Consider the following 23564-nt stretch of genomic DNA (forward strand, 5'->3'; position numbering starts at 1 on the left):
ATGCCGGAGCGGGCATCCTCGCCACCGCCTGCGGCCGGGCGGGGGCGCGGCTGGTACCGCGGCGACTGCCATGTGCACTCGGCGGTCTCCAACGGCGGTGAGCTGACGCCGGAACGGCTCGCGGCCGACGCACGCGCGGCGGGACTGGACTTCCTCGCGGTCACCGAGCACAACACCGCCGCGACGCATGACGTCTGGAGCCGGCAGGCCGACGACGGACTGGTGGTGATCCTGGGCCAGGAGGTCACCACGCTGACGGGACACTGGCTCGCGCTGGGTGTGCCCGCGGGCAACGTCGTCGACTGGCGCTACGGCGTACGGGACGGGGTGATCGGCCGGCATCTGGACGAGGTGCACCGGCTGGGCGGGCTCTGCGTCGCGGCCCATCCGCACGCGCCGTATCCGTCGGGCACCTTCATGTACCCGTTCCGGGGCTTCGACGCGGTCGAGGTGTGGAACGGGCCCTGGAGTTCGGACGTGCCGTGGCAGGCGGACAACGAGGCGGCCCTGGCCGAGTGGGGGCGCGGCCTGGCCGCCGCCATCCACGAGGGGCGGTGGCTGCCGGCCCTGGGGAACAGCGACGCGCACCTCGATGGCCAGATCGGCACCCCGCACACCGTGGTGCGGGCCGACGGGCTCCATGCCGAGGCCGTCCTCGCCGGGATCCGTGCCGGGCGGAGCTGGCTGGCCGGATCCGCCTCGGTCGAGCTGTCGTTCACGGTCTCGTCCGGCGGCCGGAGCGCCGGCATCGGCGAACGGCTGGACACCGGCGGCGGCCGGGCCGTGGCGAGGGTGGAGGTGCACGGTGTGCCGTCGGGAACGGTCGGCCTGCACACCGAACGGGGCAAGGCGCACCACGCGTCCCTGCCCGGCTCGGGCAGTGGGGTCGTTCAGTGGGGCCTCGACGCGGCCGACGCGGCGTTCGTCCGGGTCGAGGTCCGCCACCCCGGTGGGCACATGGCGGCGCTCAGCAATCCGGTCGTACTGGTCTGATCCGGCGTTGCCACCGGCCTCGCGCGGCCGGCCACCGAGTACCGCCGCGGCGGCCGGCGGTACATTGCCGCGGTGACCGGTTCCGGCGGGCTTCCACTGCTCTTCCTCGATGTCGACGGCCCACTCATCCCGTTCGGCCCGGCGACGGGCCCGGACGGCAGCCATCGGACGTACCCGGCGGGCCCGCTTCCGCCGGGTGCCCGGGCCAACCCGCTGCTCGCCAGGATCGATCCGGGACTCGGACCCAGGTTGGCCGCCCTCGGCTGCCGGCTGGTGTGGGCCACCACGTGGATGCACGAGGCCAACGAGGTGGTCGCGCCCCGGCTCGGGCTGCCACCGCTCCGCGTGGTGCTGTGGCCGGAGCCATCGGCCCAGGAGGACCGGGATATCCGGGCGGGGCTGCACTGGAAGACCCGCACACTCGTGGAGTGGGCGGCCGGACGCGACTTCGCCTGGGTCGACGACGAGATCGGTGAGGCGGACCGCAGGTGGGTGTCCGCCCACCACGGTGCGCGGGCCCTGCTCCACCGCGTCGACCCCGGGCGAGGCCTGACCGGCGCCGACTTCCGCCTGCTCGACGCGTGGCTGCGCACGGCGTGAGACCCGGTACGGACCACCGCCCGGATCACACCGGGGCGGCGCCGCGTACCAGCAGCAATGCCACGTCGACGGCCGCCACGACCACGGCGGCGGCGAGGGGGGCCTTGCGGCGGTAGCGGCCGATCAGGAGCCCGGCGAGTGCCGTCGGCGCCGCCACCGCCGGGGCCAGCGCTCCCCACCAGCCGGGTGGCCCGGCCGGGCCGAGGGCCAGGACCGCCGACGCCGCGACCAGTGGCACCGGCAGCAGCAGCCCCGCGCGGGTGGCGCCCATCCGTTGCGGAAGGCCACGCACTCCGTGGCGCAGATCGTCCTCGATGTCGGGGAGCACATCGGCCAGGTGGGCTGCCAGTCCCAGCAGCGCCCCGGCCGTCACGACCGACCAGGACGGGCCCGGGCCGCCGGGCAGGGTCAGCGCGGCCACGGCGGGCAGGGCGGCGAACCCGATCGCGTACGGGAGCCAGGACAGCAGCGTGGCCTTCAGCCGCAGGTTGTACGCCCAGGCCGCCGCCACCGCGGTCAGGTGCACCGCACCGGCGAGAGGGCCGCAGGCCAGGGAGAGCGGCACGCACAGCAGTGCGGCTACGAAGGCCGCCCTCCACACTGCCGTACGGCTCACGGATCCGTCGGCAACCGGTTTGCCGCGGCGGCCGGCCGAGGCGTCCCGGTGGGCGTCGAGGGCGTCGTTGCACCAGCCCACCGAGAGCTGACCGCTCAGCACAGCGGTGACGAGCAGGGCGCAGCGGACCGCGTCGAGGCCCGCGCCGACACCGAGCGCTCCGGCCAGTGCGCTCACCGCTGCCACCGGGCCTGGGTGACAGGAGCGGGCGAGTGCCACCGCGCGGCGCGGGGGCCACGCGGTCGCCGTGTACACGCGCGGCGGGTCGGGGGTGCCCATCACGTGATCGTAGGTACTCCGTGCCGGACCGACATGACAGCCACACGGGCTGTTTGCGGCGTTTTGTCCATCGAGTGGGGCAGGGTTGGGCCATGACGCCTCCGAAGCAGGACCCGGGATGACCCGGATCGCCGCCGTGCACGGCACCCCCGCCCCCCACCGGCACACCCAGCGCGAGGTCACCGACATGGTGGCCCGCACCTGCCTGCCGTCGGGGGCCGACCGGCGGGTGCTGGACCGGCTGCACGAGAACGCCCGGGTGCGTACCCGCAACATGGTGCTGCCGCTGGAGCGCTACGCGGAGCTGGACGGATTCGGGGCCGCCAACGACGTGTTCATCGGCGCGGCGGTGGAGATGGGCGCCGATGCGCTGCGCGGGGCGCTGCGGACGGCGGGGCTGCGGCCGACCGATGTGGACCTTCTGATGTTCACGTCCGTCACCGGGGTGGCCGCCCCCTCCGTCGATGCCAGGCTGGTGGGGCGGATCGGTCTGCGCCCGGACGTGAAGCGGCTGCCGGTCTTCGGTCTGGGCTGTGTCGCCGGGGCCGCCGGAGTGGCGCGGCTGCACGACTATCTGGTCGGTCATCCCGACGACGTGGCGGTGCTCCTCTCGGTCGAGCTGTGCTCCCTCACCTTCCAGCGCCAGGACGCGTCGACCGCCAACATGGTGGCGACCGCACTGTTCGGTGACGGGGCCGCCGCCGTGGTGGCGCTCGGCGAGGACCGGGCGTCCGGGGCCGGACCCGAGGTGGTGGCGACGCGCAGCCGCATGTATCCGGACACCGGGCACGTGATGGGCTGGGACATCCGCAGCTCCGGCTTCAAGGTGCTCCTGGATCCGGCCGTCCCCGATGTGGTGCGCCGGTATCTCGCCGACGACGTACGCGACTTCCTGTCGGAGCACGGGCTCAAGCCGAAGGACGTGGCCCACTGGGTGTGCCATCCGGGCGGGCCCAAGGTCCTGGAGGCCGTGTCCGAGGTCCTCTCACTCCCCGACGGCGCTCTCGACGTCACCTGGCGCTCGCTGGCCGAGGTGGGGAACCTGTCCTCCTCGTCCGTGCTCCACGTACTGCGGGACACGATGGAGCGCAGGCCCGAGCCGGGGTCGCCCGGTCTGCTGATGGCGATGGGGCCCGGATTCTGCTGCGAACTGGTGCTGCTGCGCTGGTAGGTCGGAGGACACATGATCTGGTACACGGCGCTGGTGCTTGCCGTGGCGGGCGAACGGCTCGCCGAACTCGTCGTCGCGCTCCGCAACACGCGCTGGGCGATGGCCCGGGGCGGCGTGGAGACGGGCCGCGCCCACTACCCGGCGATGGTCGCCCTGCACACGGCGCTGCTGGTGGGCTGTCTCGTGGAGGTCCGGCTTGCCGAGCGGCCGTTCGTACCGCTGTACGGCTGGGTGATGGTGGCCGTGGTCGTGGCCGCGCAGGCCTTGCGCTGGTGGTGCATCCGTACGCTCGGACACCGGTGGAACACCCGCGTCGTCGTCGTCCCGGGTCTGCCGCTGGTGACCTCCGGGCCCTACGTTCTGCTCCGCCACCCCAACTACGTCGCCGTCGCCGCCGAGGGGCTCGCTCTGCCGCTCGTGCACGGGGCGTGGGTGACCGCGGTGCTGTTCACCGTGCTCAACGCGGGCCTGATGGCCGTCCGCGTCCGGTGCGAGGAGGCGGCTCTGACCGCCGTGTCGGCAGCGGACGTGCCGGCGTGATCGATCTGCTGGTGGCGGGCGGCGGTCCGGCCGGTCTGGCGGCGGCGATCCGGGCGGCCCGGCTGGGCCTGGAGACGGTCGTCGTCGAACCCCGCGTCTCCCCCATCGACAAGGCGTGCGGCGAGGGCATCATGCCCAGCGGGGTGGCCGCGCTGCGCGCGCTGGGCGTCGAGGTGTCCGGGCACCGGCTGCGCGGGATCCGCTACGTGGACGGTGCGCGCAGCGCCGAGGCCGCGTTCCGGGGCCGTACGGGACTCGGCGTGCGACGGACCGAGCTGCATGCCGCCCTGCACGGCCGGGCGATGGAGCTCGGCGTCCGGATCGTGCCGGGCAAGGTCACGGGCGTCCGGCAGGGCCATGACCGGGTCGACGCGGGCGGGCTGACGGCCCGCTGGCTGATCGCGGCGGACGGACTGCACTCGCCGGTCCGGCGCGAGCTGGGGCTGGACGGCCCGGGTTCGGCGGTGCGCCGTTACGGGCAGCGCCGCCACTACCGGATCGACCCGTGGACGGAGTTCGTGGAGGTGCACTGGTCCCGCTGCGGCGAGGCGTATGTGACACCGCTCGGGGACGGCCTGGTGGGCGTGGCCGTGCTCAGCCGGGAACGCCGCTCCCATGCGGACCACTTGACGGCCTTTCCCCGGCTGGCCGCCTCACTGCTCGGCCGGGACGCCGGCCCGGTGCGCGGCGCCGGGCCCCTGCGCCGGAGCGCGCTGGACCGGCGGGCGGGGCGGGTGCTGCTGGTGGGTGATGCCGCTGGCTATGTGGACGCGCTGACCGGCGAGGGGGTGGCACTGGCCCTGGCGACGGCCGCGGCGGCGGTGGACGCGCTGGCCGCCGGCCGCCCGCAGGACTATCCGGGCCGGTGGAAGTCCCTGACCAGACGTCATCGCTACCTCACCGAGGGCCTGTTGATGCTGGCCCGGCGTCCCTCGACCGCACGCCTGGTCGTCCCCGCGGCACAGCGCGCCCCGGCCGTCTTCGGCGCGGCGGTACACGCGTTGCAGTAGCCGCCGGTCCCGTGGCCGGGGCGGGAGGCGGCCGCTCGCACACTCCAACACACCATGATCATCAGCGGGTTGCTGTGGCAGACTGCGAAGCAGGAGCGGTTCACCTCATCTGCGTCGGATCATCTGCATCGGAGCTCGTCATGACGACAGGGACGTCCCAGCCCCCCATAGACACCGGCAGGCCCCAGTCGGCGCGGGTCTACGACGCGCTCCTCGGGGGCAAGGACAACTACCCGGTGGACCAGGCCGTGGCCCAGCAGTTGCCGGTCGAGGCGAAGACCGGCGCCCTGCAGAACCGTGCGTTCATGAACCGTGCCACGGCCTGGCTGGCCGCCGAGGGCATCGACCAGTTCCTGGACATCGGCACGGGCATTCCGACCGCGCCGAACCTGCACCAGATCGCCCAGGAGATCAACCCCGCCTCGCGGGTGGTCTACTGCGACAACGACCCGATCGTCCTGCGCCACGCGGAGGCACTGCTGGTCAGCACTCCGGAGGGAGCCACGGACTACGTCCCGGCGGACGTCCGCGAACCGGAGGTCATCGTCCGGGCGGCCAGGAAGGTGCTGGACTTCGAGCGCCCGATCGCGCTCTCGATGCTCGGCCTGCTGCACTTCCTGCCCGACGACATGGACCCGCAGGGCATCGTCCGCACACTGACCGGCGCGCTCGCACCCGGCAGCCGTCTCGTGCTGTCGCAGGGGGCGTCGGACGTGAACCCGGAGCGGGGCCGGCAGGGAGCCGACGAGTACGACAAGGGCGGCATCCGGCTGGCCCTGCGCACCCGCGCCGAGTTCGCCCGGTTCCTCGACGGACTGGAGGTCGCCGAGCCCGGTCTGGTGACCGCCCCGGAGTGGTTCCGCGGTGCACCAGCCCCGAAGCCCGAACCCAGCGGCCTGTACGTGGCCGTGGCCCGCGTTCCGTAGCCGGGCGCGTCCACGGACAGGGACAGCAGCCGGCGAAGGAGTGGATCAGCGATGGAATCAGGTAAACAGCCCACTGCGGCGTCGGTGTTCGATGCTCTCGGTGTCGAGTACGAGCGGTCGTTCGCCGGATCGGCCGCCCACCGCGCCTCGCTGGAGCTGCTGCTCGATCAGCTGGCTCCGCACAGCCGGGTACTGGATGTCGGCAGCGGTACGGGGCGGCCTACCGCGCAGGTCCTGACGGACGCCGGTCATGAGGTGCTGGGTGTCGACGTCTCCCCGGTCATGGTGGACATCGCGTCCCGGCAGGTCCCCCGGGCCGAGTTCCGCTGCGCCGACATCCGGGAACTCCCCCTGGAGGAAGAGGGTTTCGACGCCGTCTGCGTGTACTTCTCGCTCCTTCAGATGTCGCGCTCCGAGCAGTCGGAGGTTCTGCGTCTGCTCGGCCGGTCGCTGCGGGCCGGCGGCCATCTGGCCGTCGCCACGGTGCCGTTGGACCTGGAGGGCGTGAGCGGCGAGTTCATGGGGCAGCCGGTGCTGTTGACCAGCTTCGGCCCGGCCGAGTTCACCGCGATGGTGGCCGGGGCCGGCTTCACCGTCCTCTCGGAGCACAGCAGTGTGTTCACTCCCGCCCATCCGGCGGCCGTGCCGGAGCCGCACCTGTTCCTGCTCGCCCGGCGGGCCTGACCGCGGCGGGCGGCAGGAGACTTTCCTCTCCACCTGTGTCACGTTCACTCGTCGAGGCGTGTCAGTGCAGTACCGGTGCGGTACCGCACCGGCTTCCGCCTGACGAGGAGTCCTCACCATGTCCATCGCTCACGTCGTCGTCACCGTCATCGCCGCCGCCATGGCGGGCTACTCGGGCGGCGCCCTCCTCGGCCGCGCCCAGTGGGTCGTCCAGGCCCTGACCGAGTACCGCGTCCCCCGCTCCTGGTGGACGTGGCTCGGGGCAGCCAAGGCCGCAGGGGCGGCGGGTCTGCTGGCCGGCCTGTTCGTGCCCGTCATCGGCGTCGCGGCCGGGACCGGTCTGGTGCTGTACTTCGCCGGGGCGGTCGTCACGGTGATCCGGGCCCGCCGGCACTCGCACATCCCGTTCCCGCTGGTGTACGTGGCGCCGGTGGTCGGCGCCATGGTGCTGGGGTTCGCCTGACGGGCGAACCCCAGGGGCCGGGGCTGTTCGGTACCCGCTCCTGCGTGGTCCGGTGGCAGGTGGCCGGCGGCGACGCTCAGCAGCCGGTTACCGGCCGTCCGAGCCGCTCGGTGTGCCCGCCCAGCCCGGGAAGCCTGCTTGCTCAGGAGTCGCGCAGGCCGCCCGGACTCCGAAGGGGAGCCGTGTCGAGGGCAATCCGTGCGTGGCTGTGGCGCTCGATACCGCCCGCCAGCGCCGCCCAGTCCGAGGCCGTGAACTTACGTGCGTCGACCAGGTGCAGGCGTCCGTGTCCGGCACGGGCGACATCCGACGGGATGGCGTACAGGGCGACGACCGGATCGTGCCTGTCGCTGTCGAAGACCAGCAGCGCGATGTCCGGCCAGTGCAGCTCGTGGGTGGTGACCCAGGAGGTGCGGCCGGTCGGAGACCTTCGTTCCTCGTGAACGGTGACGGACGCCTGGTCCACCGTGATCCGTATGCCGTCGGCACGGACGCTGACGGATCCGGTGCCCGCACCCCGGGAAGGGGGCTGCGCGCGTGGCGCGCCGCGCTCCTCGGGTACTGACCGCGCGGCGCCCGGCCGCTGCCGCGGTGGCGGGGTGCCCGCCCTCGGGCCTGTGGTGGCGTCCGCCGCCGCCTGCCCCGGCCCGGAGATCCGCACGGACAGAAGCAGGTCCCCCGCGGGTCCACCGCCCCTGCCTGGAGCCCCCCTGCCGGGGACCCTCAGTGTGCCCCCGTCCTTCACGCCCGCGGGGACACGCACGGTGGCCGAGCGCCGGACCCGCCTCCCGAGGCCACTGCTGTTGCACCACAGGCAGCGCCGGCGGCTGCCGTCGGCCCGTACGGAACGCGCCCCCGTTCCCGCACAGTGCGTGCAGTGGGCCCAGCCCCTGAACCGGACGGTCTCCGTGCCACCGCCGTACGCCTGTTGAGAGGTCAGAAGGAGGCGGGCACGGACCGGCCGCCCCGACCGGATACCCCGGACGGTGAACCAGCAGGCCCCGAGGATGAGCACCGGACCGATGGCCATGCCCGCGACACCCAGGATTCGGCGGTTCCGCTCCCCGACATCGAGCGTGTGCTGGTCGTACGTCTGGGACGAGGACGAGACGTGCCCCCCGGACACGGAGGTCGTGACGCAGGTGTCGCCGGCGGTCACATCGGCGCTGCCGCAGGTCTGGGCCGGATCGAGGAACGTGGTGACTCCCAGGCCGAGCATCAGGACTCCCGCGACGAACGCCCCGAGCCTGCCCCAGTACGTCCCGCTGCTGCTCACGGCCGCCCCCCACCCCTCGCGTATGCCTCGTCGTCCAGTCGGCGCGCCCCGCGGCCCTCGCACCCGGACGAACCCGGTGCGGCGCGGGACCTGCTCCTGTTCCGACGCGGCATCCCTGTACCGCAGTTCCGGTCCGGGCACAGTCGGCACCACGGGGCGGGCCGGCGCGGCCGGACGCACAGCGCAGCGCCGGTCGGCCGGCTGCCGGTGACACCCCCGTCGCACAGGACGACGGGGGTGTCACCACGCCCGGCAGCGGCGGCGGTCCGCCCAGGGCGTCACACGGAAGGCGCGTCGAAGTAGTGCCCCCTGTCGAGGTCCTCGATGAGCCCGGGGTGGGTCGGCTGCCACCCGAGCAGCTCACGGGTGAGCGCGCTCGATGCCGGACCGTCCAGGCTCAGGAGGCTGCCCAGCCAACCGAAGTGCTCGTCGGCCTTCTCCGCGGGGACGGAGACCACGGGCAGGCCGAGGTGGCGGCCGATCACTTCGGCGACGGCGCTGATCGGGACCCCCTCGTCCGCGACCGCGTGCAGCGTGGATCCGGCGGGGGCCTGCTCGATCGCCAGACGGAAGAGACGCGCGGCATCCAGCCGTGCCACGGCGGGCCAGCGGTTGGCACCGTCGCCGACGTAGCCGGACACGCCCTTGTCGCGGGCGATCCCGGTCAGGCGCGCCATGAAGCCCTGGTCTCCTTGGCCGTGCACCGTCGGAGGGAGCCGCAGCACGGACGAGCGGACGCCACGGGAGGCGAGGGAGATCGTCAGCTGCGCGTTGGCCAGACGGGCCTGCGCACCGGTGAAGGGCGCCTCACCGCCGGAGCTCTGCCCGTCCCGCTCGGTCGCGACCCGGCCCGGCGCCAGCCCCATCGTCCCGGAGGCGATGACGAACGGCCGGTCGGAACCCTCCAGCACCTCGCCGAACGCCTCGATGGCCGCACGGTCCGCGTCGGCGGCACCCTGGAAATCCCCCGAGAAGGCGATGTCGTGCTTGAACGCGAGATGGATCACGCCGTCCGAGTCGGCGGCCGCGCCGCGCAGGCCGTCCAGATCGTCCAGAGCACCACGCCGCACCTCGGCCCCGGCCGATTCGAGCGCGGCGGCCGAGGCGTCCGAACGGGCGAGCCCGACAACCTGATGCCCCGCTCCGACGAGCTCGGGGACAACGGCGGAACCGATCCAGCCCGATGCTCCGGTAACGAATACACGCATGGGAAACCTCCCTGGTAAGCCGACCGCCCGGGCCGCGGCGAACGCGACGGACCATCGATGTCAGTGACTGTCATCGAGCCTACACCTGATGCCAGTCACTGTCATCGCATAGAATCGCGGCATGGGTCGATGGGAGCCGAACGCACGCGGCAGGCTGGAACAGGCCGCGATGAATCTCTACAGCGAACGCGGGTTCGAGCAGACGACCGTGACCGAGATCGCCAAGCGGGCGGGGCTCACCGAGCGGACGTTCTTCAGGCACTTCGCCGACAAGCGGGAGGTCCTCTTCGCGGGATCCTCGATCCTTCAGGACCTCTTCGTGAGCACGCTCGCGGACGTACCCGGCTCGGCGACGCCGATCGACGCGGTGGCCGCGGCGCTGGACGCGGCCGCCACCGCCTTCGAGGGCCGTCACGAGCGTGCCCGGCAACGCCAGATGATCATCGCCGCCAACGCCGAGCTCCAGGAGCGGGAGCTGATCAAGCTCGCGAGGCTCTCCACCGCGATCGCCGACGCGCTGCGAGGGCGGGGCGTCGCGGAACCGGCGGCGAGTCTCGCCGCCGAGGTGGGGATAGCCGTCTTCAAGGTCACGTTCGAGCGTTGGATCAGCGGGACCGACGGGCCGGACATGTCGCTGCTCATCCGTGAGTCGCTCGACGAGCTCAAGGCCGTGACCGCGGGCCGTTGACCACCGCCTCGGGCCGGCCTGCCACCCGCCCTTACCGGTGCCGGCGCCGAGATGCCGGAACACCCGGGAGCACATACCTTCCATCTGGCCGGTACGTGTACTGCGGGAGGTGCTGATGCGGAAGCCCGGGCGCATGCGGCGCCGCGCGTCCGGCGCCTCCGCGCCGGGGCCGGACAGGACTTCGGGCCGCGCGGCGCCGGCCGGCCTGCTCCTCGCCGCGCTCCTGCCGGCGGCGCTGCCGTCACCCGCGTACGCCGGGCAGGGCCCGCCCCTGCCGAACCCGCTGTACCGGTACGGCTACTCGCTCGGCTTCCACCCCTTCACCAGCCCACACGCCGTGCGCGCACAGCTCACGGACAACTTCTGGCTGTTCCCGGTGCGCGGTGACTGCCCGTCCCGGATCCGCCTGCGGGACGTCTGCGAGCTGCTGGGCGGCAACCCCGTCCGGGTGGAGGCCGTCGGGCAGGACAGCCTCCAGATCGCGACACTTCCCGGCCATGACCTGGGCGAGGGGCTGCACATCCGGTTCCTGTTCACGCGCAGCCTCGGCCTCCACTGCCTGGTGGTGAGCGCCTGGCAGAACAGGCCGACCGCGTGCACGGAGAGGACGCTGTGCAGGGCGGCGAGCCGTGCGGGCGCCCGGGCCCTGTGGCGCGTCCTCTCCGAGACCCTGACGATGTCCGCGTACATCGCCTGAGGGGTGCGGACCTCAGTGCTCGCTCACGACGGTGAGGTGGTGCGTGCCGTGGCCGAGGCCGGTGACCGTCACACGGCTGCCGTCACCGTGCACGCCGGGACCGAAGGCCCGGCCCGTCCTCCATAGCGTCCGCCGCCCGGAGCGCACGGTGACGGACCGGCCGTCCGCGGGCAGGGCGACCGATCCGCGCGAACCGCGAGGGACCCGTACGGTCAGCGAGAAGGTGGCACCGTCCCGGTTCCACTCCACACCGAGCGGCCCGTGCGGTGTGGGGAGTTGGCCCTGTGCCCAGCGCACATCGCCGGGGTTGGGCCGCACCTCCCAGGTGGCGTAACCCGGGGACGTCGGCTTCGCACCGAGCAGTTGGTGGGTGAGCGCGGGCAGGACGCCCGTCGACCATCCGTGCGCCATGCTCGTATAACCCTGTTCGTAGAGCGAGCCGCCCGGGCCTATGCCCTCCCAGTGCGTGATGCCGGGGTCGTGGCTGTCCATCCAGCCGTAGGTCCGTTTGATCTGGTCGATCGCCGAGTCCGGCCGGCCGGTCTCGAAGCGCGCCACCAGCTCCGGGTAGGACGTGAAGGCGTACACCCGCTGGGACGCGCCGCCGAACAGTGTGTCGTTGTCCATGAAGGCGTTGCCGTACCTGAGCTTCGTCGTCGCGTCGAGGTGGGCCAGCGCCGAGGCCGCCCGCTCCGCGTCGGCGACACCCGAGGTGATGGCTATGGCGTTGCCGTCCTGGGCGTGCCTGACCGGGCCGGTGGCGGAGTCCAGGTAGGCGCCTGCCGCCGGGTCCCAAAGATGGTCGTTGATGGCCCCGGCAACGTTGTCGGCCCGCTCCGACCAGCGCCGCGCGTCCGCGTCGTGGCCCAGGAACCCGGCGATGCGTGCCGCGTCGCGCAGCGCCTGCACGTAGTTGGCGTTGTAGTACGTGACACGGCCGGTGCGGCCGAGGAACGCGTAGTCGCCGTAGTCGGCCGTGCCGTTCAGCCCCTTGCTGAGCAGCCCGGCGTCGTCCGTCACGCTCGGGTACCAGGTGTCCAGCACCTTCACCAACTGCGGGTAGTAGCGCGCCGCGTAGTCCTGGTCGCCGGTGTACAGCACGTAGTCCCAGCTGCACGTCACCCACCAGAGCGGATAGTCGAAGAGCGGGAGGGTGTAGTTGTTGATGGACGCGGGTGGGATCCAGCCGTCCTCGCGCTGGTGCTCGGCGAGGTCGGCCAGCACGTTGCGGGCGGCCTCGGCCGCGTCGTCATGGGTGAGGTAGAGGGTCCGGCCCGCCACCGCGACGTCCCCCACGTACGGGTCCCGGTCCCGCTTGGGGCCGTCGTGCAGCACCAGCTTCCCGTCCAGCGAGGGGCTGAAGGCGTTACGGGGGTCGACGTCGTCCCGGCGGAAGGTGTCGACGACGAGTTCGTTGGTGTACGAGGCGCCGTACCAGTAACGGTTCAGCTCCTCGTCGGAGCAGAGGAACCAGCCCCGGTAGGAGTCCGGGGTGCCGAGGTAGGCGGTGAAGTCCAACGACACGGCGTCGATGGCCACTTCGCCCCACGGCTGGGCGGCGGGCGCGTCGGACGGCAGCGCGTCCAGTGTGATCTTCAGGTAGCGGAAGCCGTGCAGCCCGTCGGCGTAGACCTTGTCGCCGCCCGAGCCGAAGCCCTTGGTGTCGGTCCACTTGCCGCCGCCGGCCGGTACGGCGTACTGGTCGGTGCCCCGGCCTGCGCCGCCCGCCTGGTCGCTGCGGGTGAAGTCGGAACGCTCGGTCAGGTACTGGAGCGTCTCGGAGAACGCCAGCCGCACTCCGGGGCTGTTGTCGGAGGCACGGGTGAAGTCGACCTCCGGGTAGCCCACGACGACCTTGCCGAAGTCGATGGTCACGCTGGGGGCGGTCACCGGGGCCACCGCGTCCGGCCAGACCTCGTTGATCCGGGTGAACACCCCCTGCCCGGTGTCCTGGTCGGCCGTGACCGCGATCCGCACCCGGTCCGTCACGACCGGTGCGTCGAAGCGGACGGCGCGCTGCACGTCGGTGTTGCCGGTGACCGTGCCGACGCTCCGCCACGCGCCGTCCGCCCGGACCTCAACGGTGAAGTCGGCCGGAACGCCGTCGGCGTTGGACACCACCGTCACACCGGGCAGTTGCCGCGCCTCGGGCAGGGTGATGGTCAGCGTGTCGGGGAAGGCCCGTTCGGTGTCGTCGTTCCAGAAGGTGTCGGGGTCGCCGTCGATGGCGTTGTCCGCGCCGTAGGTGCGGGGCCGGCCGTCGCTCCCGTTGTTGCCTGCGTGCGTGGACGAGGCCTCCGCGGTGGTGCCCTGCGGCCAGCGGGGAGCGGCCGGCGGCTCGGGGCGCCGCAGAACGGTGGTCCCGCCGCCGGGTGTCAGCAGCGCCTCGGGCTCGGTCACATCGCCCGTCGACCGCACGATCCCCACCGGACGCACGGTCCGCTGCGGCGGCGCCTGCACATAGCGGTGCCAGGATTCCCCGCGCCGCGGCGCCGCCCCGGCGGCGGCGGCCGTGCCGCCCGCGACGAGCGGCAGTCCGGCCGCGAGCGAGGCCGCCGTGCCGACGCCCGCCCCGAGCACCGTGCGCCGCTTCGGACCCGGCCTCTTCTTGCCCTCACTGGTCACGTCTCGGCGTCCTTCCGTAGGTGCGCAGCGCTGGGGAACGCGGGCATGAATCGTTTCAATTCCCGACGTCAGGGCGACGTTATACGAGGCGGGGCGAGCCCGTACAGGGTTGCGGAGGCCCGGAATCGGACGTGTCGGGACGCCGGTGCCTCAGGCGTGGAAGCCGTTGCACGTGACGGGTCCGTACTCGGTGGGCCCGCCCTCGACGTGGTAGATCACCACGGTCCAGTCGCCCGGGTCGTCCCCCACCGGGATCGCGCCGACGGCCTTCTCACCGAAGTGAGCCCTGAAGTCGGCGGGGTACTGGAGCCTGACGGTTCCGCCGGACGACCACCGGGAGTAGAGGTCGACGGGCCTGCTGGTGAAGCCGATTCCGTCGGACTCGGACCGGAGCGGGCGTCCGGTGGCACGGTCGGTCGCGTGCGGGGGCCGCACCCCCACCGAGACGTAGTAGGGATCGGGCCGCTTCCCCTTCCCGGCGCCCTCGACGCGCATCGACACCGAGGCGGTTCCGGAGCCGGTGGTGTGGGACACGGTGGACATCAGACCCGCCGGTGGCAGGTACTCGGGGATGTTGCCCGGATCGCAGGAGCCGCTGCGCAGGGCGGCCTGGTCGGGATCGTCCGAGAGCGTCCAGCGGTCGTCCAGAACGCGGTCGTTGACGATGTGATCCGGCGGACGCACCTCCTTCTCCGCGGCTGCGGAACCGGTCGCGGCCGGTCGGCCGGACGTGGCGGCGGTGTCCCCGGGCCGGGGTGCGGCACCGGTGTCCCCGCTGTCCGCGCCGGGGAGCAGCCAGACGGTCAACGGGACCGCGACCGCCACCGCGCACACGGCGAGCCAGATCCTCCCGCGCCCTGTGCGGACGGGGCTCCGCTCCCGCTCCGCGCGGTCGTAAGGGGTGGCTCCGGGCAACTGTCCGGAGCCGGCCTGCCCGGGTCTGTCCTCGACGCGGTCGGCGGGTTCGCTCTCCTCCTGCCGGGCCCGGACGGCGGTGTTCGCCCGGGGCACCGTGTCCTGTTCCGCGCGGATGCCCGACGAGGTGGGTGACGGGGGCGGCGCCTGTGGGCCGCCGGGGACGAGGACGGGTCCGGCGGCCCGGACCAGCCCGTCGTAGTGGGCGTCCGAGGCCAGTGGCGAGTCCACCGCGCACAGGGCGATCACCGAGGCCGGCCCGGGCCGCTCCGCCGGGTCCTTGGCGACGCACATCCGGATCAGACCGGCCAGGTCCGTCCGAACCCCTGAAATATCGATGTCCTCGTGCACGGTCCGGTAGCTGACCGAGGCGGCGTCACCCGTGCCGAACGGGGGCCGGCCCGTCGCCGTGTACGCGAGGGTCGCGCCCAGCGCGAAGACGTCGGCCGCCGGACCCGCCTCGTTGCGCAGCAGCACCTCGGGGGCCGCGTAGCCGGGCGTCCCCGAGGCCATGCCGTCGCGGGTGAGTACGGACTGGTCCAGGCCGCGCGCGATCCCGAAGTCGATGAGCTGCGGTCCCTGCGGCGAGAGGATGACGTTGTGCGGTTTCAGGTCCCGGTGGGTGACTCCGTGGACATGGACCGCGGCCAGTCCCTCGGCCAGCGCCGCCAGCAGCCGCAGGGCACTGTCCGCCGGGAAGGGGCCGCCCGCGCCGACTGCGGCACGCAGCGTGGGCCCTGCCACGTACTCGGTCGCCAGCCAGTACGGGGACGCGTCGAGCGATGCCTCGATCAACTGGGCGGTGTACACGCTGCGCACGGTCTCGACGGTCGCGGCCTCACGCCGGAACCGGGCCAGTGCGTCGGGACGGTCGCTGATCTCGTCGCGGATGACCTTCACGGCCACCAGCCGTCCGCCGGGCGACCGGCCGAGGTACACCTGCCCCATGCCACCCGCGCCGAGGCGGCCGAGCAGCTGGTAGGTGCCTATGCGCGCGGGGTCCTGGGGCCTCAGTGCGTCCACCGGGCCGACTGTGCCACACATCCGCACACGCCGGACCACAACTCCATCCGGAACGCCCGGAGTCGGCGCGGCTGAGCGGCGACCGGGCCGGTCCGGCCGCCTTTCGGGCCGGACCGGCGGGGGCGGGCCCCTCCGGGCCCGCGACGTTCACGGCGCCGGGGTCGCCTCGAACCAGGTGGACTCGTCCGTCAGCGACTGCTTGATACGCAGGAGCGCGAAGTCGTTCAGCGGCGGCAGCGCGTCGACGTCGAACCAGGCCACCTCCAGCGACTCGTCGTCGTTGACGCGTGCCTCGCCCCCGGTGGCCCGGCAGCGGAAGGTGACGTCGAGGAACTGGCAGTTGTCGCCGTTCTCGTACCGCACGGGCGGCAGGGCCTGGGTCAGTACGACACGCTCGGCCACGCAGTGCACCGCCGTCTCCTCGTACACCTCGCGCTCCGCCGTCGCCGCCGGCTGCTCCCCCGGCTCGCAGATGCCGCCGATGACCGACCACTCACCGGTGTCGGAACGCCGTCCGAGCAGCACTCTGTCCTCGTCGTCGAAGACGACAGCGGTGACGCCGGGCAGCAGGAGCAGCTGTTGGCCCGCGGTGGCGCGGATCTCACGGATGAAGTCAGGAATTGCCATGGGTCCGACCCTACGTGGCGTGCGGAGCCGGTCAGCGGGTGCGTCGGGCCCGTACCGCCCGCGTCGCCACCCAGCCGATGCCGACGACCGCGAGCAGGGACAGCACGCCTTCGGGCAGCGGTCCCATCCGGGTCGCGGGGGTCAGCGAGGAACGCAACGGCACCTCGTCCACCAGCGCGTCCGGAGTGAACATCCTCGTCTTCTGCACGATGGTGCCGTCCGGGCGGATGACCGCGCTGACACCGCTGGTGACCGGGACGACGACGGCCCGGCTGTGCTCCACCGCGCGCACCCGGGACATCGCCAGCTGCTGGTAGGTCATCTCGCTGCGGCCGAAGGTGGCGTTGTTGCTGGGCACCGCGATCAGCTGGGCCCCGTGCTCGACCGTGTCCCTCACGGCGTCGTCGAACGCGGCCTCGTAGCAGGTGACGAGTCCCACGTCGGTGCCCGCCAGGTCGAAGACGCCGACCTTCTTGCCCGGTCCGAAGTCACGCTGCACCCGGTCCACGTCCGAGCTGAAGATGCGCACGAAGGAGCGCATCGGCATGTACTCGCCGAACGGCTGGATGTGGCGCTTGTCGTACGTGGCCACGGGGCCCTTGTCCGGGTCCCACTGGATGAGGGTGTTGCGGAGGTCGCCGGTGTCGGGCTCGACGACCGCGCCGACGACGGTCGGCACCCCGATCGCCTTCGCCGCGTCGTCGATGACGATCCTGGCGTCGGCGTTGCGGTAGGGGTCGAGGTCGGAGGAGTTCTCCGGCCACAGGACGAAGTCGGGCTGGGGCACCTTGCCCGCCTTCACGTCCCGGGCGAGCTGCTCCGTGCGCTTCGCGTGGTTGTCCAGGACGGCACGGCGCTGGGAGTTGAAGTCGAGGCCGAGCCTCGGCACGTTGCCCTGGATCGCGGCGACGGTCGCGGTGCCGTCCTCAGCGGAGTCGTCCACCAACGGCAACGAGGCGAGTGCCGCTGCCACCGGCACCAGGACGGCCGCCGCGGTCGCGGCGGCGGCGAGCCGGGGCAGTTCGTTCGTCGCACGGCGGATGCGGAACCGGCGCACGGCCTCGAAGAGCCCGAAGCCGCACAGCACCACGGCGAAGGAGAGCAGCGGTGTACCGCCGAGCGCCGCGAGCGGGAGGAACACGCTGTCCGCCTGACCGAAGGCGATCCTGCCCCAGGGGAAGCCGCCGAACGGCACCCTGGCCCGCAGCGCCTCGTCCAGGGTCCAGACCGCGGCCGCCCACAGCGGCCAGCCGGCGAGCCGGGACACGGCGGAGACGCCGATGCAGCCCACCGCGATGAACAGTGCCTCGGCGGCGGCCAGGGCCAGCCACGGCACCGGGCCCACCTCCTCGCCGGTCCAGTGCAGCAGCGGCAGCATGAAGCCGAGACCGGCGAGCAGCCCGAGTCCGAACGCGGCGCGGAGCCGACGCTCGAACAGCACCCAGCCGAGCAGCGCGAACCCGGGCAGAACCAGCCACCACAAGGGCCTGGGCGGGAAGCTCGCGTAGAGCATCAGCCCGGAGAGCACGGCTGCGCAGGGGCGGGCGAGTCGAGGCAGCAGACGCCTGGCTCGGGGGGCGGAGGCGGGCTGCTGCGGGTCGCCGACCGGGGCGATGGTGGTGCTCACCAGGCGGAGTCTACGGTGGCGGGCTGTGCGGCCGGCAGCCCTGTCGTGGTCGCGGAACCGCCGATGCCGGACGGTGGTGGAATTCCCGTCGTCGGATCGATTCTTCGCATCTTCTGCACATATGGCGGCCGTGGCCGTTAGCCTGTGCGCCAGTCCCCCGCCGACCGGCCGGATCCGGCCGTCGCGCACGGGACCGTCACAGGCCGGGGGACGGACGTGATGACTGCATCCGCAGGGCGGGAGCCACAGGGCGGCAACGCCTCCGACGTCGCGGGGGCGGTGATTCTCGCCGCCTGCGCGATCTGGTCCCTGATCAGCGCCGCGGGCCGGGAGACCCGGCCGGAAGGGGTGCTGCTGGCCCTGCTCGCCGTGGCGGCGGGTTTCGCCTGCGGCCGCGTCTGCGGAACGCTGCTGCCGGTGGCCACCGCGACGGTCGCCGCGCTGGCCGCCCTCGTCATGGCGCTCGTCTGGCGCCACGGAATACCCGGCGCCACGGCCACGACGGACACCGCGCCCGGCTACGCCGGGGCGGCCGCCGCTCTGCTGGTGCTCGCCGCCGGGGCCGCCTGCTGCGCGGCTGCCGCGGCCCGCCGGGAATCCCTGCGCTTCGCCTTGCGGCTGACGGCCCTGGGAGCGGCCTGCGCATCTCTGGCGCTCGGCTCGGTGGCGGGGTGCGCGGCGGCGCTCGGAGTGCTGCTGTGCTCGCTGGCCTCGGTCAGGATGCGCCGTCGGCTGCCCGCTCTGACCGGTCTCGCGCTGACCGCCGTTCTCGTGGTCGGCGTCTCCTGGGCGGTGGCCGAGGACGCTCTGCCCAAGGGGCTCACCGTCTCCCTGGCGGGCCAGCTCAGCAGCAACCGGGTGCACCTCTGGCAGGACGCGGCGCGGCTGACCGGGGAGCACCCGGTACGGGGCATCGGCCCCGACCGCTTCGCCGAGCTGAGCCCCACCGCGCAGCAGACGCTCCACTCCGACGGCAAACCGCATTCGGCGCCGCTGCAACAGGCGGCCGAACAGGGGGTGGTCGGGCTGCTCCTGCTGGGCACCGCGTTCGGATGGCTGCTGTACGTGCTCTGGCGCTCACCGTGCAGCACCCCGGTCGTACTGACGGCCGCCGCGGCGCTCACGGCACTGGCGGCGCTGGCGGGTGTCGGCAACGCGCTGAGCTTCACGCCGGTGACGGCGGGGGCCGGTCTGCTCGCGGGGCTGGCGTCCGCCAGACGGCCGATCGGGGACGGGGGCGGGGGTGCGGAGCGCGGCCTCGGTACCGAGCGGCTGCCGCGCGGCGGGGCGGAGGGTGTGCCCGGACAGGACCCGCGAGGGGACCGTGCGGGACTGTGAGACGGGCGCGGGGGCCGGGGGGCCGGTCGGCCCGGTCGGCCCGGTCGGCCCGGGGGCGGTTACGGCTTGCCGGCGTCGCGGCGGTCATGGGGAGCTGCGGCGGCTGTGGCTCGGCGTGCGTGCCGGGGTTCGGCGTGCGTGCCGGGGTTCGGCGTGCGTGCCGGGGCGCCGGTCCTTGGCTCCGGTGTCTTCCGGGCCCGGCGTGGGCGCCGGTGTGCCTTCGGGGCTCGGGGCTCAGGGCTCAGGGCTCAGGGCTCGGGGCTCAGGTACCGGCGGGCGCGCCCTTGGCCGGCAGGTGCAGCCGGTCGCGGATGAAGCGGACGCCCGCCTCCGCGTCGTCCACCGTGACGGTGAAGGTCCTGCCGTCGCCGAGCCGGAGCACCAGTCCCTCGCCGCGCCGCACGACCACGGCGGTGCCCTGCTCGGGGCGCCAGCGGTAGCCCCAGCCGCCCCACTGACGCGGAGTGACCCGGGGTGCGAACTCCGCGCCCACCACATGGGTGAGCAGGATCCGGCGGCGCGGCAGCCCCATGTGGCCGCAGCGCACTTCGAGGGCGTCGCCGTCGACCCGGACGGCCACGTTCACGAAGGCGAGCGTGCCGAAGAGCATCAGGAGGCCGGCCGCCATGCAGCCGATCACCGACATCAGCAGCGGGACGATGCCGGAGGCCCAGTCGGAGCTGACGGCGAGCTGGATGCCGAGCGCCAGGCAGGCGGCGCCGACTGCGGCCAGCACCCACTGCGTCCGGTTGGTGGCCCGGCCGGTCCAGACAGCCGTGTGGGAGCCGGATCCGGTCTGCCTCGGTTCTCGGGGATGGTCCCTCATGCCAAGCAGCGTACTGAAGAAACCGCGCGGCGGAACGGGTCCAACGGCTCCCGTCGCGTCGCCGGACGTCAGCGGGCGGGGCTGACCGCCTTGAGACCGCGCCCCTCCGAGTAGGCCAGAGCGGCATCGGGCATCTCGGCCACCCGGCCGCCGAGGAGCACGACAAGTCCGGTGGCGGGTTCGGCCGACGGAGCGGGTGCGGCCCCGATCCGGCGCAGCGCCTGGGCCGCGACGGCTCCTGCCGAGCCGTGCAGCACCACGGGCGGCCGGCCGGGCTGCTGGACGGCGCCACGGATGCGTTCGGCGACCAGCTCGTAGTGGGTGCAGCCCAGCACGACGGTCTGTACATCGGGCGGGGTGAGCGCGGCGGCCGCGGCGATTGCGCGGTCGATGGCCTCTTCGTCGGCGTACTCCACGGCGTCGGCGAGGCCGGGGCAGGGCACCTCGGTGACGGCCGCGGCCCCGGCGAAGTCCCTGATGAGCCCTTGCTGGTACGGGCTGCCCGTCGTCAGCGGGGTGGCCCAGATGGCGACGGTGCCGCCGGCCGCCGCGGCCGGCTTGATCGCGGGGACCGTGCCGATGACCGGCAGGGCGGGTTCGAGGTCGGCCCGCAGGGCCGCCAGTGCGTGGACCGAAGCGGTGTTGCAGGCGACGATCAGCGCGTCGGGACGGTGGGCGGCGGCCGCGCGGGCCACCGCGAGTGCGTGCGCCGTCACGTCTTCGGGGGTGCGGGGGCCCCAGGGCATGCTGTCGGGGTCCGAGGAGAGCACCAGATCGGCGTCCGGCCTCAGCCGTCGTACTGCGGCGGCGGCGGCCAGCAGGCCGATTCCCGAGTCCATGAGCGCGATCTTCACCCGGTCACCATAGTCGACGGCCCTTGCGGTCCCGGCTCAGTGGGGCAGACTTCGGCCAATGAGCGCCGTTGCCTGGATCGCCGTTGGTTCACTTGCCGCATGGGTGTGGCTGCTGCTGGGACAGGGGTTCTTCTGGCGGACCGGCCAACGACTGCCGGAGCGGGCGGACCCCGCGCACTGGCCGTCCGTCGCGATCATCGTCCCCGCACGCGACGAGGCCGACATGCTTCCGGTGAGCCTGCCGTCGCTGCTGGCGCAGGACTATCCGGGGGAGGCCGAGATCTTCCTGGTCGACGACGGCAGCCGGGACGGCACCGGGGATCTCGCCCGTGCGCTGTCGGTACGGCACGGGGGTCTTCCGGTGACTGTCGCGTCGCCCGGCGAGCCCGAGCCCGGCTGGACGGGCAAGCTCTGGGCCGTGCGGCACGGCATCGCGCTGGCACGGGCCCGGGAGCCGGAGTACCTGCTGCTCACCGACGCCGACATCGCGCACGAGCCGGACAGTCTGCGGGAGCTGGTGGCGGCGGCCGGGCCGGGCGGGTTCGACCTGGTGTCGCAGATGGCACGGCTGCGGGTGGAGAGCGTGTGGGAGCGGCTCGTCGTACCGGCCTTCGTCTACTTCTTCTCGCAGCTCTATCCGTTCCGGTGGGTGAACCGGGCGGGGACGCGGACCGCGGCCGCCGCGGGCGGCTGCGTACTGCTGCGGACCGAGGCCGCGGTACGGGCACGGGTGCCGGAGTCGATCCGGCAGGCGGTGATCGACGACGTCGCGCTGGCCCGCGCGGTACAGGACAGCGGGGGAAGGATCTGGCTGGGGCTCGCGGACCGGGTGGACAGTGTGCGGCCCTATCCGTGCCTGACCGACCTGTGGCGGATGATCTCGCGGAGCGCGTACGCCCAGCTGCGGCACAATCCGCTGCTGCTGCTCGGCACCGTGCTGGGGCTGGCGCTGGTCTACCTCGCTCCACCCGTGACGCTCGTGGCGGGGCTGCTCGCGCCGAACTCCGCGGCGGCCTGGACGGGGGGTGTCGCCTGGATCGTGATGGCCGTCACGTACATGCCGATGCTGGGGTACTACCGGCAGTCCCTGTGGCCGGCACCGCTGCTGCCGTTCACCGCACTGCTGTACCTGCTGATGACGGTCGATTCGGCGGTGCAGCACTACCGGGGCCGCGGTGCGGCCTGGAAAGGGCGTACCTACGCCCGTCCCGAGGCCGCACCGGACCAGTGACCGGTGGCCTCACTTGCGGCCGGGGGTCCAGTTCATTCCCCAGCCGTAGGCCTGGTCGATGGTGCGCTGCGGGCTCACTCCGCGCTGCGGCACGAGGTAGTGGGCCTCACGCTGCACGGTGAGGTCTCCCCCGTTGTTGGTGATGAGCGCGAGTGCGCAGACCGTGGAGGGGACGGTGCATTCGTCGAGCGAGAAGTCGATCGCGGCACCGTGCTGGGGCTGCAGGGTCACGGTCGCGTGCAGATCGGCGAAACTCCGGGCGCCTTCGTAGATGGTGACGAAGATCAGGATCCGGCGGATCCTGGCCGTCTGGTCGAGGTTGATGGTCAGGTTCTCACCGGACTCGACGGCACCGGTCCGGTCGTCGCCGTCGAGGTGGATATAGGGCGGCTGCTGAAGCGCCCCGAAGGCGTTTCCGAGTGCCTGCACGACTCCCTTGCGTCCATCGGCCAGTTCGTACAGGGCACAGAGATCAAGATCGAGATCCGCGTGGTTCGCGACGGCCCTGCCGAGTTTGCTCCCCCACCCCTTGAACTGCTTGCGCACTTCCCAGTTGAGATTGACGCGCATGGAACCCGTGGTGCCGCCCTGTTTCGCAAGCGAGACGGACGGCGCCTCCTTGGTGAGCGTCACCTTGGAGAGCCGGACGGGCTGGGTGACGGGCGGTGCGGGAGGTGCCGGAGGGGCAGGAGGCGTCACCGGCACCGGGACTGTCGGCTGCGGATACTGCGGCTGTTGCGGCGGCGGCATCGAGGCCACCCGGGTTGCCGGATCAGGCTGTTGGGGTTGCGGAGGCGTTTGAGGCTGCGCGGCTTTTTGTGGTTGCTGTGGTTGCTGTGGTTCGTCGACGGAAATCCCGAAGTCCGTGGCAAGGCCTTCCAGGCCGCTCCCGTATCCCTGGCCCACGGCCCGGAATTTCCAGGAGCCCTGACGCCGGTAGAGCTCACCGAGGATGAACGCGGTCTCGACCGTGGCGTCGGCGCTGTCGAACCGCGCCAGTTCGGAGCCGTCCGCCGCGTCCGTGATCCTTACGTACAGCCCCTTCACCCGGCCGAACGTCCCGCCGTCCGCCGAGGCGGCCAGCACGATCCGGTCGACCACGGGCTCCACCCGGGCCAGGTCGACGGCGAGGGTGTCCGTCGCGGTGTCGCCGGCATTCCGCTTGCCCTCGTGGCGCACCGCGCCGGATGCGTGGCCCGGCTGGTTGTAAAAGACGAAGTCCGCGTCGCTGCGCACCTTTCCCGACGCGAGGAGAAGGAGCGCGGAGGCGTCCACGTCCGGTGTCCCGGGCGAGGTGTGCCACCCCATTTCGACGCGCACGGCCTGAGCCGCCACTGGAACATTGGT

22 protein-coding genes are annotated in these 23564 nt (G+C 72.9%); 12 read left to right on the forward strand and 10 right to left on the reverse strand.

Annotation, left to right across the window (positions count from 1 at the left end; translation table 11 throughout):
* Both ACFVJX_RS22235 and ACFVJX_RS22240 read left to right on the forward strand, forming a co-directional pair.
* A complete protein-coding gene (locus tag ACFVJX_RS22235; RefSeq protein WP_384128932.1) occupies positions 1-993 on the forward strand; it encodes a CehA/McbA family metallohydrolase in 993 nt (330 codons plus the stop codon).
* A 72-nt stretch (positions 994-1065) separates the two neighbouring features.
* The gene (locus tag ACFVJX_RS22240; RefSeq protein ID WP_384128935.1) at positions 1066-1593 is read left to right on the forward strand and encodes an HAD domain-containing protein; all 528 of its coding nucleotides are present in this window, start codon (positions 1066-1068) and stop codon (positions 1591-1593) included.
* A gap of 25 nt (positions 1594-1618) precedes the next feature.
* On the opposite strand, the gene ACFVJX_RS22245 is transcribed toward ACFVJX_RS22240, so the two are convergent.
* On the reverse strand, positions 1619-2488 hold the full coding sequence (locus ACFVJX_RS22245) for a UbiA family prenyltransferase (RefSeq protein ID WP_384128938.1): 870 nt from the start codon (positions 2486-2488) through the stop codon (positions 1619-1621).
* Positions 2489-2606: 118 nt separating this feature from the next.
* Between ACFVJX_RS22245 and ACFVJX_RS22250 the strand changes: the two genes are divergently transcribed.
* From ACFVJX_RS22250 to ACFVJX_RS22275, 6 genes are all read left to right on the forward strand, one after another.
* On the forward strand, positions 2607-3659 hold the full coding sequence (locus ACFVJX_RS22250; RefSeq protein WP_384128941.1) for a type III polyketide synthase: 1053 nt from the start codon (positions 2607-2609) through the stop codon (positions 3657-3659).
* Positions 3660-3671: 12 nt separating this feature from the next.
* Positions 3672-4199 (forward strand): isoprenylcysteine carboxyl methyltransferase family protein, encoded by a 528-nt coding sequence (locus ACFVJX_RS22255; protein WP_384128944.1) that lies wholly within the window; start codon positions 3672-3674, stop codon positions 4197-4199.
* Positions 4196-5209 carry an NAD(P)/FAD-dependent oxidoreductase gene (locus ACFVJX_RS22260; RefSeq protein ID WP_384128947.1) on the forward strand — a complete coding sequence of 338 codons (1014 nt, stop codon included), beginning with the start codon at positions 4196-4198 and terminating at the stop codon, positions 5207-5209. Before ACFVJX_RS22255 ends, ACFVJX_RS22260 begins: the two co-directional genes overlap by 4 nt.
* A gap of 140 nt (positions 5210-5349) precedes the next feature.
* Entirely contained in the window at positions 5350-6135 is a 786-nt protein-coding gene (locus ACFVJX_RS22265; RefSeq protein ID WP_384128950.1) for an SAM-dependent methyltransferase, read from the forward strand.
* Between the two features lie 51 nt (positions 6136-6186).
* The gene (locus tag ACFVJX_RS22270; RefSeq protein WP_384128953.1) at positions 6187-6819 is read left to right on the forward strand and encodes a class I SAM-dependent methyltransferase; all 633 of its coding nucleotides are present in this window, start codon (positions 6187-6189) and stop codon (positions 6817-6819) included.
* Positions 6820-6937: 118 nt separating this feature from the next.
* Entirely contained in the window at positions 6938-7282 is a 345-nt protein-coding gene (locus ACFVJX_RS22275) for a DoxX family protein (protein WP_384128955.1), read from the forward strand.
* A gap of 142 nt (positions 7283-7424) precedes the next feature.
* Here the strand turns inward: ACFVJX_RS22275 and ACFVJX_RS22280 are convergent, their stop codons facing one another.
* Positions 7425-8558, reverse strand: a complete 1134-nt coding sequence (locus ACFVJX_RS22280) for a DnaJ C-terminal domain-containing protein (RefSeq protein WP_384128957.1) — start codon at positions 8556-8558, stop codon at positions 7425-7427.
* 278 nt (positions 8559-8836) lie between these two features.
* Positions 8837-9766, reverse strand: a complete 930-nt coding sequence (locus ACFVJX_RS22285) for an SDR family oxidoreductase (protein WP_384128960.1) — start codon at positions 9764-9766, stop codon at positions 8837-8839.
* Between the two features lie 121 nt (positions 9767-9887).
* Here ACFVJX_RS22285 and ACFVJX_RS22290 point away from each other — a divergent pair, with 121 nt between their 5' ends.
* Positions 9888-10454, forward strand: coding sequence for a TetR family transcriptional regulator (locus ACFVJX_RS22290; protein ID WP_384128963.1), 567 nt, complete (start codon positions 9888-9890; stop codon positions 10452-10454).
* 115 nt (positions 10455-10569) lie between these two features.
* A complete protein-coding gene (locus tag ACFVJX_RS22295) occupies positions 10570-11151 on the forward strand; it encodes a hypothetical protein (RefSeq protein ID WP_384128966.1) in 582 nt (193 codons plus the stop codon).
* A gap of 12 nt (positions 11152-11163) precedes the next feature.
* Here ACFVJX_RS22295 and ACFVJX_RS22300 read toward each other — a convergent pair whose 3' ends face one another.
* The 4 genes from ACFVJX_RS22300 to lnt all read right to left on the reverse strand — a co-directional run bounded on the left by ACFVJX_RS22300 (position 11164) and on the right by lnt (position 17968).
* Entirely contained in the window at positions 11164-13776 is a 2613-nt protein-coding gene (locus ACFVJX_RS22300; RefSeq protein WP_384128969.1) for an alpha-L-rhamnosidase C-terminal domain-containing protein, read from the reverse strand.
* Positions 13777-13926: 150 nt separating this feature from the next.
* Complete coding sequence (locus tag ACFVJX_RS22305) at positions 13927-15714, reverse strand: serine/threonine protein kinase (RefSeq protein ID WP_384128972.1); 1788 nt, start codon at positions 15712-15714, stop codon at positions 13927-13929.
* A 147-nt stretch (positions 15715-15861) separates the two neighbouring features.
* A complete protein-coding gene (locus tag ACFVJX_RS22310; RefSeq protein WP_384128975.1) occupies positions 15862-16341 on the reverse strand; it encodes an NUDIX domain-containing protein in 480 nt (159 codons plus the stop codon).
* Between the two features lie 31 nt (positions 16342-16372).
* A complete protein-coding gene (gene lnt, locus ACFVJX_RS22315) occupies positions 16373-17968 on the reverse strand; it encodes an apolipoprotein N-acyltransferase (RefSeq protein WP_384128978.1) in 1596 nt (531 codons plus the stop codon).
* A 219-nt stretch (positions 17969-18187) separates the two neighbouring features.
* On the opposite strand from lnt, the gene ACFVJX_RS22320 reads away from it, so the two are divergent.
* On the forward strand, positions 18188-19306 hold the full coding sequence (locus ACFVJX_RS22320) for an O-antigen ligase family protein (RefSeq protein WP_384128981.1): 1119 nt from the start codon (positions 18188-18190) through the stop codon (positions 19304-19306).
* A gap of 262 nt (positions 19307-19568) precedes the next feature.
* On the opposite strand, the gene ACFVJX_RS22325 is transcribed toward ACFVJX_RS22320, so the two are convergent.
* Both ACFVJX_RS22325 and ACFVJX_RS22330 read right to left on the reverse strand, forming a co-directional pair.
* Complete coding sequence (locus ACFVJX_RS22325) at positions 19569-20132, reverse strand: hypothetical protein (RefSeq protein ID WP_384128983.1); 564 nt, start codon at positions 20130-20132, stop codon at positions 19569-19571.
* Positions 20133-20200: 68 nt separating this feature from the next.
* A complete protein-coding gene (locus ACFVJX_RS22330) occupies positions 20201-20986 on the reverse strand; it encodes a glutamate racemase (protein WP_384128986.1) in 786 nt (261 codons plus the stop codon).
* Between the two features lie 58 nt (positions 20987-21044).
* Here ACFVJX_RS22330 and ACFVJX_RS22335 point away from each other — a divergent pair, with 58 nt between their 5' ends.
* Positions 21045-22217, forward strand: a complete 1173-nt coding sequence (locus ACFVJX_RS22335; protein ID WP_384128989.1) for a glycosyltransferase — start codon at positions 21045-21047, stop codon at positions 22215-22217.
* A gap of 9 nt (positions 22218-22226) precedes the next feature.
* On the opposite strand, the gene ACFVJX_RS22340 is transcribed toward ACFVJX_RS22335, so the two are convergent.
* Entirely contained in the window at positions 22227-23552 is a 1326-nt protein-coding gene (locus tag ACFVJX_RS22340) for a TerD family protein (protein ID WP_384128993.1), read from the reverse strand.
* Positions 23553-23564 lie beyond the last annotated feature (12 nt).

Origin of the sequence: Streptomyces sp. NPDC127177 (genome assembly GCF_042672475.1) — a bacterium.
Taxonomy (GTDB): Bacteria; Actinomycetota; Actinomycetes; order Streptomycetales; family Streptomycetaceae; genus Streptomyces.

Coding starts and splice junctions, on each gene's coding strand:
- ACFVJX_RS22235 (WP_384128932.1), top strand. CDS start 1: ATGCCGGAGCGGGCATCCTCGCCACCGCCTGCGGCCGGGCGGGGGCGC.
- ACFVJX_RS22245 (WP_384128938.1), bottom strand. CDS start 2,488: ATGGGCACCCCCGACCCGCCGCGCGTGTACACGGCGACCGCGTGGCCC.
- ACFVJX_RS22250 (WP_384128941.1), top strand. CDS start 2,607: ATGACCCGGATCGCCGCCGTGCACGGCACCCCCGCCCCCCACCGGCAC.
- ACFVJX_RS22255 (WP_384128944.1), top strand. CDS start 3,672: ATGATCTGGTACACGGCGCTGGTGCTTGCCGTGGCGGGCGAACGGCTC.
- ACFVJX_RS22265 (WP_384128950.1), top strand. CDS start 5,350: ATGACGACAGGGACGTCCCAGCCCCCCATAGACACCGGCAGGCCCCAG.
- ACFVJX_RS22270 (WP_384128953.1), top strand. CDS start 6,187: ATGGAATCAGGTAAACAGCCCACTGCGGCGTCGGTGTTCGATGCTCTC.
- ACFVJX_RS22275 (WP_384128955.1), top strand. CDS start 6,938: ATGTCCATCGCTCACGTCGTCGTCACCGTCATCGCCGCCGCCATGGCG.
- ACFVJX_RS22285 (WP_384128960.1), bottom strand. CDS start 9,766: ATGCGTGTATTCGTTACCGGAGCATCGGGCTGGATCGGTTCCGCCGTT.
- ACFVJX_RS22290 (WP_384128963.1), top strand. CDS start 9,888: ATGGGTCGATGGGAGCCGAACGCACGCGGCAGGCTGGAACAGGCCGCG.
- ACFVJX_RS22295 (WP_384128966.1), top strand. CDS start 10,570: ATGCGGAAGCCCGGGCGCATGCGGCGCCGCGCGTCCGGCGCCTCCGCG.
- ACFVJX_RS22310 (WP_384128975.1), bottom strand. CDS start 16,341: ATGGCAATTCCTGACTTCATCCGTGAGATCCGCGCCACCGCGGGCCAA.
- ACFVJX_RS22320 (WP_384128981.1), top strand. CDS start 18,188: ATGACTGCATCCGCAGGGCGGGAGCCACAGGGCGGCAACGCCTCCGAC.
- ACFVJX_RS22325 (WP_384128983.1), bottom strand. CDS start 20,132: ATGAGGGACCATCCCCGAGAACCGAGGCAGACCGGATCCGGCTCCCAC.
- ACFVJX_RS22335 (WP_384128989.1), top strand. CDS start 21,045: ATGAGCGCCGTTGCCTGGATCGCCGTTGGTTCACTTGCCGCATGGGTG.